We start from the raw sequence: 11,123 nt of genomic DNA, 5'->3' as shown, positions 1-11,123 counted from the left end.
GGCTCATCGTCCCCTCCTGGCCCCGCCGCCGCAACCCGCCCTGACCCGCCCCGCCCGCCACGCCGCCGCCCGGCAGCGGCCCGGCAGCGGCCCGCAGGCGCGCTCGGTCCTCGAAAACGATGTTAATCACGAGATCGGCGGCGGACTAAAGCCTTTTCAGCAAGGGTAAAAAAATTAACCGTTCCAATCCACATCGAGAAAACTCTTTACAAGCCGAAGGCTGCCCGAAGATCCGGCGTCACCGGCCTGGTCTGGACAGCCCGCGCCGGACCCGCCGACGTTGCGCCCCCGAGACAGGTGGCTGACGGACGTGCACGACTGCCGCCGCTGCTCGGACGACGCCAATGCGGTGAAGAACGACGCTTGTCTGGAACGCGGTCTGCGCTGGCTGGCGGGCCGGACAAACAGCCGGGCCGCAAGGCACGCAAGGCCTCGGCGGAGGCCCAGCCGTGCTGTCGTTGTCAGCCCTTTCGCGGCCTGAATGTCGTGAACAGATCCCAGGCGGCAAGCAGAACCGTGACCGCGATCACCGCGATCAGGTCAAGGCGGGGGACATGGATGACCAGGATGGCCAGAAACCCCACAAGCGTGGCGAAGGCCAGAAAAGCCATAAGCAAGTTCATGATCTCATCCTTGTTGCTTCAAGGTTTCAAGATGGGTGGCCAGCCAGCGGGCGGTGCGCAGCAGCCGGGCGTCGTTGCCGCGCTGCCCGACCAGCTGGATGCCCATCGGCAGGCCGTTTTCGGCCGTGAACACCGGCAGCGTGACCGCGGGCATCCCGGACAGGGTCCACAATCCGTTGAAGATCGCGTCGCCGGTATCGGCCAGTCCCCTTGGCGCTGGCCCCGGCGCCGCCGGGCACAGGATCGCGTCGCAACGCGCAAAGACCGGCGCCGCCGCGGCATTGATGACGGCCCGCCAGTCGAGAGCCGCGATGTAGTCGCGCGCCAGCACCGTCTTGCCTTCGTCCATCGCGGCGCGAAGGATGTCGGACATCCGGTCCCGCCCGCGCCGTTCCAGCGGGTAATAGCATTTCGCCATCTCGGCCAGGTTGATGCGGCGGCGGATCGCGGCCGCGTCCTCCAGCCCGGGAATGCTGACCTCGAAACACTGCTCGGCCAGAAGGCCGGCCAGTTCATGCATCGCCGCGACGGTCTGCGGATCGGCCTGGTCCCAGCCGGGCGGCTTGAGAAAGGCAAGAACCGGAGCGACGGGCGGCGGCGACAAGGCCGTGTCGAGCAGGCGCGGCGCAGGCAGGGCCTCGGTCGCGGGATCGACGGGATCATGGCCTGCGATCGCCTCGGCCAGAAGGGCGCAGTCGGCGACGCTGCGGGCAAAGACGCCAACGGTGTCCAGAGAAGGCGACTGAGTCAGGATGCCCGTCCGCGGGATCATCCCGAAGCTGGGCTTCAGGCCGACGACCCCGCAGAATGCCGCCGGGCGGATCACGGATCCGCCCGTCTGCGTGCCGACCGCCAGCGGCACCATCCCGGCCGCGACGGCCGCCGCCGAACCTTGCGACGATCCGCCCGGGGTATGGTCGAGATCGTGGGGATTGCGCGTCCTGCCCGGATGCAGAAAGGCGCATTCGGTCGTGACGGTCTTGCCCAGGATGATCGCCCCCGCCGCGCGCAACCGCGCGACGATCCAGGCGTCCTCGGAAGGCACGCGGCCCGCGTCGATGGGCGTGCCGTTCTCGGTCGGGATGCCCTTGGTGTCGATGATGTCCTTCAGCCCGACCGGAAGCCCGTGCAAGGGCCCCACCGCCCGCCCGGATTGCCGCCACTGGTCCAGCCGCTGCGCCTGCGCCAGGGCATGATCCTCGTCGATCCAGGCCCAGGCACCGACCCGGGGTTCCAGTTCCGCGATCCGGGCCAGGCAGGCCCGGACCAGATCCGCGGCCCGCAGCGCCCCCGAGGCCAGCCGGTCGCGCATCTCGACCGCCTCGAGTCCCAGCACCGCCTGCGATTTATCGCGAGGGGCCATAGAAGGCGTCCGGCAGGCTGAAGACGATCTGGGGGAAGGTGTACATCAGAAGCATGGCGATCAGCACCAGGCCGCAATACGGCAGCACCCCCGCGAAGATCTCGGTCAGCCTGACGCTGGGCGGCGCGATGCCCTTGAGGTAATAGGCGCTCATCGCCATGGGCGGCGTCAGGAAGCTGGTTTGCAGGTTCAGCGCCACCAGAACCCCGAAGAACAGCGGGTCGATCCCGAACAGCGGCAGCAAGGGCAGGAAGATCGGCACGAAGATGATGATGATCTCGGACCATTCCAGCGGCCAGCCAAGCAGAAAGATGATGATCTGGGCGATGATCAGGAACTGGATCGGCGTCAGGTCCAGGCCTTGCACGAATTCGGCGATCACCTGCTCTCCGCCGAGATAGCTGAACACTGCCGAGAAGGTGTAGGATCCCACGAACAGCCAGCACACCATCGCGGTGGTGCGGACCGTCAGATACACGCTTTCGCGCAGCCGGTCGAAGGTCATCGCGCGATAGGCAAGGGCCAGCAGGATGCCGCCAAGCGCGCCGATGGACGCGGCTTCGGTGGGCGTGGCCAGACCGAACAGGATCGACCCCAGCACCGACAGGATCAGGATCGCCAGCGGCAGAAAGCTGGTGGCCAGCATCCACATCAGCCTGCCCAGCGGCACGGCCGGAACCTCGTCCTGCGTGGGCTTGGGCGCAAGCGACGGGTTCAGGACCGCGCGGCCGACGATGTAGACGAAGTAAAGGCCCACCAGCACGAGGCCCGGCAACATGGCCGCCGCGTAAAGCCGCACGATCGACACCCCGGACGCCGCCGCATAAACGATCAGCATGATCGACGGCGGGATCAGGATCCCCAGCGTGCCGCCCGCGCAGATGATGCCCGCCGCGAAGCTGTGGTTGTAACGCATCTTCAGCATCTGAGGCAGCGCCAGCAGGCCCATCAGCGTGACCACGGCCCCCACGATCCCCGTGGCGGTGGCAAACAGCGCGCAGGTGATCAGGGCCGCGATACCCAGGGCGCCGGGCAGGTTGCGCGTCGCCACCGCCAGGGTCGCGAACAGCTTGTCGACGATGTTGGCGCGTTCGACGATATAGCCCATGAACAGGAACAAGGGCACGGCGGTCAGGACTTCGTTGGAGATGACCGTATAGGTCTGGTTCACGAACAGATCGAAGATCCGGTTGTTGTAGAACCCTTCAAGCCACAGCTGCGCGGATTCCCACAATCCCGCATCGTCCTCGAGGCGATTGAACGACCGCCACATGCGGCCCGGATCGTAATACGCGTAATAGCCGAACCCGATGCCGATGGCCATCAGCGTAAAGGCGATGGGAAACCCCAGGAACACACAGAAGATGAAGATGCCCAGCATGAACAGGGCGATCTGCGGATCGGTCACGGCACTAACTCCTGGTTCGGATCGGCATGGGGAACAAACCGGCGTCAGGCCGGGCCGTGGGGTTTTTCTTCGGTGGTCTTCTGCATCAGGATCGTCTCGGTTTCCTCGACATCCCAGTCCAGCGGCGGCCAGGCGCCGGTGCGCAGGCACAGGATGCAGCGCATGACCTGCGCGATCCCCTGAAGGAACAGCAGGATCCCGGCGGCGACGATCACCGTCTTGAACTGATAGATCGGGATCCCGGCGGGGCTGTTGACCGACACCTCGCCATAGCTCCACGAGCGGCCGGCGTACTTCCACCCGGCAAAGATCAGGGCAAGAATGCCCGGAAAGAAGAACAGGATGTAGAGCGCAAGGTCCACCCGCGCCTGTGTCCGGTCCGACCACAGGCGATACAGGAAATCGCCCCGCACGTGGCCGCCCCGCGACAGCGTATAGGCGCCCCCCATCATGAACAGCGTGCCGTACATGATGAAGCTGATGTCAAGCGCCCAGGGCGTCGGGCGGTTGAACAGGTAACGCACCATCACCTCGTAGCTCATCCCGATGGTCATCAGGATGATCAGCCAGCCGAAGGCCTTGCCGAACCAGGCCGACAGGCTGTCGGCAAACCGGATGTATTTCTGCATTGATGGAAACTCCCTGGGGCCGCGTCGCGGGCGGGACGGCGGGGATTGTCCCGCGCCGTCCCTGCCGATCACAGCTTCAGCTTGCCGGGGTAGTAATGTTCGAAGGCAAGCCCCAGGTCGGGCGCGTTCATCAGTTCGTAATAGGCGACCTGTTCGGTCCAGGCGCGCTGGCTGTCCATGATCTTCTTGTTGAAGGGATCGGTTTCCAGATCCGCGATCAGCGTGTCCCAGGCTTCAAGCTGGGCGGCCAGGATGTCCTTGGAGGTGCGGTGGACCGTCACCCCGCCGGCGGCCAGTTCGGCCAGATCCTTGGAATATTCGCGCATCGCCAGAGCCAGGTTCGAGGTTGCCGAAGCCTCGACCCCGTAACGCAGGATGGCCTGCAAATCCTCGGGCAGATCGTCCATGAAATCCCGGTTGAAGATGAATTCGAAGGATTCGGACGCCTGGTGATAGGACGACAGGTAATAGTTCTTGGCCACGTCCTGCGCGCCGAAGCGGCGGTCCGACGACGGGTTGTTGAACTCAAAGGCGTCGATCACCCCGCGCTCCATCGCCGGGACGATCTCGCCCCCCGGCAGCTGGGCCACGGACATGCCCATGCTTTGCAACAGATCCGCCGCAAGGCCGACGGTGCGGTATTTCAGGCCCTGCACGTCGGCGACGGTGCTGACCTCGTTCTTGAACCAGCCGAGCGGCTGCGCGGGCATGGGCATCCCCATATAGCCGTAAACGTTCAGGCCCAGGATGTCCTGGGTCAGTTCGCGGTACAGTTCGGCGCCCCCGCCTTGGTAGAACCAGGCCAGCATCGTCGTGGCCGAGCCGCCGAAGACCGGCCCGGTTCCGAAGAACGAGGCGGCCTTGGACTTGCCATACCAGTAGACCGGCACCGTATGGGTGGCGTCGATCACCCCGTCATGCACCGCATCCATCACCTGGAACGCGCCGACAACCGCCCCGGCGGGCAGCAGGTCGACCGTCAGGCGGCCCCCCGACATCTGCTCGACGCGGGTGGTGTATTCGCGCGCCATGTCCATCCAGATGTCCGAGGCGGGCCACGAGGTCTGCATCTTCATGACGATCGGGGACTGCGCCAGCACGGGCGGGGCGGCCAGGGCTGTGGCCGCTGCGGCGGTTCCGCCCACGGCGCCGGTGCGCAGGAAAGAGCGGCGCGAAAATCGCGCGGCTTCGACGGAGTCGGTCATCGGTGTCCTCCCAGACGATGAAGTCGCTTGGCGCGACATGTTCTTGCGACCAAGTAGAAACGGCAAAACGGGTTTGCGCAACTGGACTTTTTGACGATACGGTAAATTAATCCGAAGCCTTTTCGAGCGTTTGGCCGCCCCCGGCCAAAGGCAGCGATGATGACGCAAGGGAAGCGGCCATGGCGAAGCCCAAGTTGCTGATCACCCGCAAGCTCCGCCCCGCGGTCGAGGCAAGGGCCGCGCGCGATTACGACGTGATCCTGAACCCCGAAGACAGGGTTCTGTCCGCGGCGGAGCTGATCGCCGCTTGCCGGGACGTGGACGCGGTGCTGCCGTGCCATTCCGAACGGTTCGGGGCCGAGGTCATCGGCGCCCTCGGTCCCCGGCTGAGGATCATCGCCAATCATTCCGTGGGCACCGACCATGTGGATCTGGCGGCGGCCAGGGCGGCGGGGATCGTCGTCACCAACACCCCCGACGTGCTGTCCGACGCCACCGCCGAAATCGCGATCCTGTGCATGTTGGGGGCCGCCCGGCGCGGGGCCGAAGGCGATGCCCTGGTCCGGTCCGGGGCATGGGATTTCTGGTCCCCCGCCTTTATGGTCGGGCGGCAGGTCACCGGCAGGCGATTCGGCGTTCTGGGAATGGGGCGCGTGGGCCAGGTCGCCGCCGACCGCGCGCGCGGCTTCGGGATGCAGATCCATTACCACAACCGCCGCCGCCTGCCCCCCGATCTGGAAAAGGGCGCGATCCATCACGACAGCCTGGAAAGCCTGCTGGCCGTGTCGGACGTGCTTTCCCTGCATTGCCCGGCGACGCCGCAGAACGCCGGGATCATCAATGCCCGGACGCTTGCCATGCTGCCCGACCGGGCGATCGTCGTGAACACCGCGCGGGGCGCCCTGATCGACGAGGACGCGCTGGTCGGGGCGCTGCGATCGGGCAAGCTGTTCGCCGCCGGTCTGGACGTGTTTCAGACCGAACCGGGCGGCAACCCGGCGCTTGCCGCCCTGTCCAACGTCTTTCTGCTGCCCCATATCGGTTCGGCGACCGAGGAAACCCGCGACGCGATGGGCTTCAGGGCGCTGGACAACCTGGACGCCTTCTTCGCCGGCCTTGATCCGTCCGACCGCGTGGCCTGACGGCGGGGGTCATTCCGGCAGGGTATAGGTTGCCCTCACCGAGGCATACCAGCGGGCAAGCGCCCTGATCTCCTCATCCGTCAGGTTCTGGGCGATGATGGACATCTGCGGATCCTCGCGGCGCCCCGCGCGGAAATCCTGCAACTGCTTGGACAGGTATTCCGCGCTTTGACCGCCGATGTTGGGGATCATCGGATTGGTGCCCACGCCGTCAACCCCGTGGCAAACCCGGCATGTCTGGATCGGGGCTTCGTCGCTCTGCGCCAGCGCGGCACCGGCGCACAGGCCGAACGCGGCAGCAAGAACCGCGCAGTGGAATGATCTCATGATGTGCAGCTTTCCTTGAGGAAACCGGGGCGGCAGGAACCGCCCCGGACGGGTTCAGTTCGCGGGGGCGGGGGCGGGGGCTGGCGTGCCGGCAGCCTCGCCGTCGGCCTCGGCATCCGCCGCGCCGTCCTGGGGCATCGCGCCGCCGCCGGCCCCGCCGGCGCCATCGCCGGCATAGGCGATCCGCCAGATCGCCCCGGCGAAGTCGTCCGACACCAGCATGGATCCGTCGCGCAGGAACGCGATGTCCATGGGGCGTCCGCGATATTCGCCCGTTTCCCCGTCCAGCCATCCGTCGGCGAAGACCTCGGTTCCCGCAGCATTGCCATCGGCATCAAGACGGGTGAACATCACGCGCGCTCCCACCGGCGTGGTGCGGTTCCAGCTGCCGTGCTGGGCCGAGAAGATGCCGCCGCGATACTCCTGGGGAAACGAGTTGCCGCGATAGAAGCTCATGCCCAGATCGGCGGCATGGGCATCCGTTTTCACCTGCGGCTCGATGAACTCGACCCCTTGGGGGCGGGGCACGTCCTTGTAATCCGCGATCTCGATGCCAGCGTTCACCCAGGGAAATCCGAAATGCTGGCCCGCCTCGGTCTGGCGGTTCAACTCGCCCGGCGGGATGTCGTCGCCCATGCCGTCGACCTGGTTGTCGGTGAACCAAAGATCGCCGTTGGCCGGGTCGAAGTCGTGCCCGACCGAATTGCGGATGCCGCGGGTGAAGACCTCGCGTTCGCTGCCGTCGATGTTCATGCGGACGATGCCGCCGATGCCGATCTCGTCGTATTTCTCCAGCTTTTCGCGCGGCTGCACGTTGTAGGGTTGGCCCAGCGAGATATACAGCTTGCCGTCAGGTCCGACGCGGCAGACCCGCGCGGTGTGGTTGAAGCTTTCCTCCTCGGCCGGGATCAGCTCGCCCTGGGCCACGACGGTGCCCACGGCCGGGTCCGGGCCTTCGAAAAAGAACTCGGCCGCCGGGAACTGCAGAACGCGGTTGCGCTCGGCGATGTAAAGGAACCCGTCGGGCGAGAAGCAGGGCCCGTTCGGGATGTCGAAGGTCAGCGAGGGGGCGAAATCCATCACCTCGTCGGCGACCCGGTTGCGGTCGCGGTCCACGACCGACCAGACCTTGTCCTTGCGGGTGCCGACAAAGACAACGGTGCCCTGCGGCGCCACCGCCATGGACCGGGCATCGGGCACCACGGCGTAAAGGCTAACCTCGAACCCGTCGGGCACATTGATGTGCGGCAGGATCGCCGCCAGCGCATCGGCGGTCGGCCCGGTCTGTTCGATGCGCGTGAAGGTGGCGTCGGTGCGCTGCATGCCTTGCAGCGTTTCAAGGTCTTCCTGGGCAAGGATCGGCGTCGCAAAGGCAGTCGTCAGAAGCAGTCCGCAGAATGTCGCGCGTTTCATTGTGTCTCCTCCCTGGTGCAGTCCCGTTTCAGGCAGGATCTTGCGCCCCTTCCCCCAAGGGCGCGGAGTCCTTTCGGTCAGAGCCGATCCGACCGCCGGGGGCGCCGCGGGATGCGGCGCGCGGGCCGGCCGGTGCCCAAGCGCGGATGATCTATGGCCGCGCCGTATTTTCAACAGCTTTGTTGGTCGGATCAGACCAAATGATGCACGCGGACCGGCCACCGGGACGGAAATGATCCCGGTTCTGCCAGCCAGGCGGTCGCCACAAGAATGACGCCGCCCCGTGCCGCCCCGATTTCTGCGACGGCGTTTCCTGCGACGGCGTTGTCTGGCACGGGCTGGTTTCCGCCCTGCTCGGATCGTCCGGGACTGCCCTTGTCGGCCCTGACCCACGCCCTGCCCTGCCCCTGTCGGGCCATGCCATTGCCAGATGGGGAAAAGCGTCGGACTGCGTTGCGCCTGGACTGCCCTGGCCGTCAGACGGCGGCAGATGCGGCGCCGAACCCTTGCGGCCCGGGGTGTTTCGCCAAGGCTCCCCGTCGCCTCAGGCGTCCAGACCCAGGTCCAGGACAGACACCGAATGGGTCAGCGCGCCGACCGAAACATAGTCCACCCCCGTCGCCGCCACTTCGGCGATGCGCGCCAGGCGCATGTTGCCCGAGGCTTCCAGAACCACGCGTCCCCCGGCCATGGCGACGGCCTGGCGCAGCGTGTCCGTGTCCATGTTGTCCAGCAGAACCACATCGGCGCCGCCTTCCTCCAGCACCTCGGCCAGCTGGTCCAGGCGGTCCACCTCGATCTCGACCCGCATCATGTGCGAGGCCTGCGCCTTGACGGCCCGCAAGACGGCGCGGATGCCGCCGCCCGCCGCGATGTGGTTGTCCTTGATCAGGATCGCGTCCGACAGCGAGACGCGGTGGTTGAAGCCGCCGCCATGCAGCACCGCCTGCTTTTCCACCAGGCGCAGGCCGGGCGTGGTCTTGCGCGTGCAGGTGACGCGGGTGGCGGTGCCCCGCGTTTCCGCCACGAAGGCGGCGGTCAGGGTGGCGATGCCCGACAGGCGGCCCGCGAAGTTCAGGGCCACCCGCTCGGCCGAGAGGATGGCGGCGGCGTCTCCCTCGATCCGCGCCAGCGTGTCGCCGGGGGCGAAGGGGGTGCCGTCGGGGATCAGCACGTCCAGGCGCAGGGCCGGGTCGATCAGCCGGAAGGCCAGCGCGGCCATTTGCATTCCCGACGCCGTGCCGCCCTCGCGCGCGCGGATGGCGGCGTCCAGACGCGCGCCGGGCGCGATCACCGTGCGGGTGGTGATGTCGCCATGGCTGCCCAGATCTTCCAGCAGGGCGGCGCGAACCAGGGGTTCCAGGATCATGTCGGGCAAGGGCGGGATCATAAGGGCTCCGGCTGGGGGGCGGGACGCAGGGCCAGGGCCTCTGCCAGGGTCATGCGGCTGCGATGCGCCGCGGGCAACGGGTCGGGGAAATCGGTGCGGCAATGCGCGCCCCGGCTTTCGCGGCGGGACAGGGCGGCGGCGCAGATCAGCGTGGCGGCGGCGGTCATGTTGGCAAGCCGGGGGCAGCCGGGCCCAGCGGCCTCGACGGCGGCGATGGCGCGCAGCGCGGCGGTCAGGCCATGGGCGTCCCGCAGCACGCCCGCGCCCCCCGTCATGGCCCCGCGCAGGCGCGCGATCAGGGCGGGGTCGGGCAGCGGGGCAGGATCAGGTTCCGGCAGCGCCACCGGAGGGGCGGACGGGCCGCCGCGGCCGATGGACAGGGCGGCGCGGCGGGCAAAGACCAGCGCCTCCAGCAGCCCGTTCGAGGCCAGGCGGTTCGCGCCGTGCAGCCCGGTCGAGGCCGCCTCGCCGCAGGCCCAAAGGCCGGGCAGGCTGCTGCGGCCCTCCATGTCGGTTGCAATGCCGCCCATGTGGTAATGCGCCGCCGCCGCGACCGGGACCGGCTGGCGGGCGGGGTCGATCCCGGCCCGCGCGCAGGCTGCCGCCACCGCCGGGAAGTCCGTGGCGAAGCGGGCGCCAAGCGCGCGGCAATCCAGCGCGGGACGGCGGCCCGCCCGGGTTTCGGCAAAGACGCCGCGCGCCACGACGTCGCGCGGGGCCAGGTCCGCGTCCGGGTGCAGCGCCGCCATGAAGCGGATGCCGTCGGCATTGACCAGCCGGGCGCCTTCGCCCCGCAGCGCCTCGGTCGCAAGTGGCGCGGGGTCGGCGCCGCTTGCGATGGCGGTGGGGTGGAACTGCACGAATTCGGCGTCCGCGATCACCGCGCCCGCACGGGCCGCCATGCCCAGGGCCTCGCCCCGGATGCGGGCGGGATTGGTGGTGACGGCGAAAAGCCCGCCCGATCCGCCGCCCGCGATCAGCACCGCAGGCGCCGCGAGCGCCACGGAGACCGAGCCCGAGGTCAGCGCCAGCCGCACCCCCGCGACGCGCCCGCCCTCCAGCACCAGTCCCGTGGCCACCCAGCCTTCCGCCACCTGCACCGAGGGCGCGGCCCGCACGGCAGCCACAAGAGCGGCCATGATCGCGGCCCCCGCCCCGTCGCCCCCGACGCGCACCACCCGGGGCAGACCATGCGCGGCCTCGCGCGACAGGACAAAGCCGCCCGCCCCGTTCCGGTCGAAGGGCGCGCCCAGCCGGGCCAGCGCCAGGATGTGGCCGCGCGCCTCGGCCGTGACCAGCCGGGCCACTTCGGGAACGACAAGGCCCGCCCCTGCCCGCAGCGTGTCGGCGGCGTGCTGCGCGGCGCTGTCGGCGGGGTCCATGGCCGCCGCGACGCCCCCCTGCGCCCAGGCGGAACTCGCCCCCTGCCCCAGCGGATCGGGCGAGATCATCAGCACCGGACGCGGCGCCAGCGCAAGGGCCGCGTAAAGCGCGGCCAGTCCCGCGCCGACGATCACCACGCGGCGGGTCTCCATCATGCCCGAACCGCCGGTTGCCGCGACATCTCGATCATCCGCTGCACCGCCCGGCGGGCCGGGGCGGCGACGGCCTCGTCCACCTCGA

10 protein-coding genes are annotated in these 11,123 nt (G+C 68.3%); 1 reads left to right on the top strand and 9 read right to left on the bottom strand.

Annotation, left to right across the window (positions count from 1 at the left end):
* Positions 1 to 461: 461 nt before the first annotated feature.
* The 5 genes from ACFOM8_RS21775 to ACFOM8_RS21755 form a co-directional block, all read right to left on the bottom strand.
* Complete coding sequence (locus ACFOM8_RS21775) at positions 462 to 623, bottom strand: hypothetical protein (RefSeq protein WP_377764487.1); 162 nt, start codon at positions 621 to 623, stop codon at positions 462 to 464.
* A 4-nt stretch (positions 624 to 627) separates the two neighbouring features.
* On the bottom strand, positions 628 to 1,986 hold the full coding sequence (locus ACFOM8_RS21770; RefSeq protein WP_377764486.1) for an amidase: 1,359 nt from the start codon (positions 1,984 to 1,986) through the stop codon (positions 628 to 630).
* A complete protein-coding gene (locus tag ACFOM8_RS21765) occupies positions 1,970 to 3,394 on the bottom strand; it encodes a TRAP transporter large permease (protein ID WP_377764485.1) in 1,425 nt (474 codons plus the stop codon). Before ACFOM8_RS21765 ends, ACFOM8_RS21770 begins: the two co-directional genes overlap by 17 nt.
* 44 nt (positions 3,395 to 3,438) lie before the next feature.
* A complete protein-coding gene (locus ACFOM8_RS21760) occupies positions 3,439 to 4,023 on the bottom strand; it encodes a TRAP transporter small permease subunit (RefSeq protein ID WP_377764484.1) in 585 nt (194 codons plus the stop codon).
* A gap of 68 nt (positions 4,024 to 4,091) precedes the next feature.
* Positions 4,092 to 5,228: a TRAP transporter substrate-binding protein gene (locus ACFOM8_RS21755; protein WP_377764483.1), complete on the bottom strand. Its 1,137-nt coding sequence runs from the start codon at positions 5,226 to 5,228 to the stop codon at positions 4,092 to 4,094.
* A gap of 179 nt (positions 5,229 to 5,407) precedes the next feature.
* Here ACFOM8_RS21755 and ACFOM8_RS21750 point away from each other — a divergent pair, with 179 nt between their 5' ends.
* Positions 5,408 to 6,370, top strand: coding sequence for a 2-hydroxyacid dehydrogenase (locus tag ACFOM8_RS21750; protein WP_377764482.1), 963 nt, complete (start codon positions 5,408 to 5,410; stop codon positions 6,368 to 6,370).
* 9 nt (positions 6,371 to 6,379) lie between these two features.
* On the opposite strand, the gene ACFOM8_RS21745 is transcribed toward ACFOM8_RS21750, so the two are convergent.
* The 4 genes from ACFOM8_RS21745 to ACFOM8_RS21730 all read right to left on the bottom strand — a co-directional run bounded on the left by ACFOM8_RS21745 (position 6,380) and on the right by ACFOM8_RS21730 (position 11,038).
* Complete coding sequence (locus ACFOM8_RS21745) at positions 6,380 to 6,697, bottom strand: c-type cytochrome (RefSeq protein ID WP_377764481.1); 318 nt, start codon at positions 6,695 to 6,697, stop codon at positions 6,380 to 6,382.
* Between the two features lie 54 nt (positions 6,698 to 6,751).
* Complete coding sequence (locus ACFOM8_RS21740) at positions 6,752 to 8,110, bottom strand: PQQ-dependent sugar dehydrogenase (RefSeq protein WP_377764480.1); 1,359 nt, start codon at positions 8,108 to 8,110, stop codon at positions 6,752 to 6,754.
* A gap of 544 nt (positions 8,111 to 8,654) precedes the next feature.
* Positions 8,655 to 9,500, bottom strand: a complete 846-nt coding sequence (nadC, locus tag ACFOM8_RS21735; protein WP_377764479.1) for a carboxylating nicotinate-nucleotide diphosphorylase — start codon at positions 9,498 to 9,500, stop codon at positions 8,655 to 8,657.
* Positions 9,497 to 11,038: an L-aspartate oxidase gene (locus tag ACFOM8_RS21730; RefSeq protein ID WP_377764478.1), complete on the bottom strand. Its 1,542-nt coding sequence runs from the start codon at positions 11,036 to 11,038 to the stop codon at positions 9,497 to 9,499. Before ACFOM8_RS21730 ends, nadC begins: the two co-directional genes overlap by 4 nt.
* Positions 11,039 to 11,123 lie beyond the last annotated feature (85 nt).

Source organism: Paracoccus angustae (genome assembly GCF_042648745.1).
GTDB lineage: Bacteria > Pseudomonadota > Alphaproteobacteria > Rhodobacterales > Rhodobacteraceae > Paracoccus > Paracoccus angustae.
This window is presented reverse-complemented; position numbering and strand designations above follow the sequence as displayed.

Excerpts from the sequence above, each read along its gene's own strand:
- ACFOM8_RS21775 (WP_377764487.1), bottom strand. The coding sequence starts at position 623 with ATGAACTTGCTTATGGCTTTTCTGGCCTTCGCCACGCTTGTGGGGTTT.
- ACFOM8_RS21770 (WP_377764486.1), bottom strand. The coding sequence starts at position 1,986 with ATGGCCCCTCGCGATAAATCGCAGGCGGTGCTGGGACTCGAGGCGGTC.
- ACFOM8_RS21760 (WP_377764484.1), bottom strand. The coding sequence starts at position 4,023 with ATGCAGAAATACATCCGGTTTGCCGACAGCCTGTCGGCCTGGTTCGGC.
- ACFOM8_RS21755 (WP_377764483.1), bottom strand. The coding sequence starts at position 5,228 with ATGACCGACTCCGTCGAAGCCGCGCGATTTTCGCGCCGCTCTTTCCTG.
- ACFOM8_RS21750 (WP_377764482.1), top strand. The coding sequence starts at position 5,408 with ATGGCGAAGCCCAAGTTGCTGATCACCCGCAAGCTCCGCCCCGCGGTC.
- ACFOM8_RS21745 (WP_377764481.1), bottom strand. The coding sequence starts at position 6,697 with ATGAGATCATTCCACTGCGCGGTTCTTGCTGCCGCGTTCGGCCTGTGC.
- ACFOM8_RS21740 (WP_377764480.1), bottom strand. The coding sequence starts at position 8,110 with ATGAAACGCGCGACATTCTGCGGACTGCTTCTGACGACTGCCTTTGCG.
- nadC (WP_377764479.1), bottom strand. The coding sequence starts at position 9,500 with ATGATCCCGCCCTTGCCCGACATGATCCTGGAACCCCTGGTTCGCGCC.
- ACFOM8_RS21730 (WP_377764478.1), bottom strand. The coding sequence starts at position 11,038 with ATGATGGAGACCCGCCGCGTGGTGATCGTCGGCGCGGGACTGGCCGCG.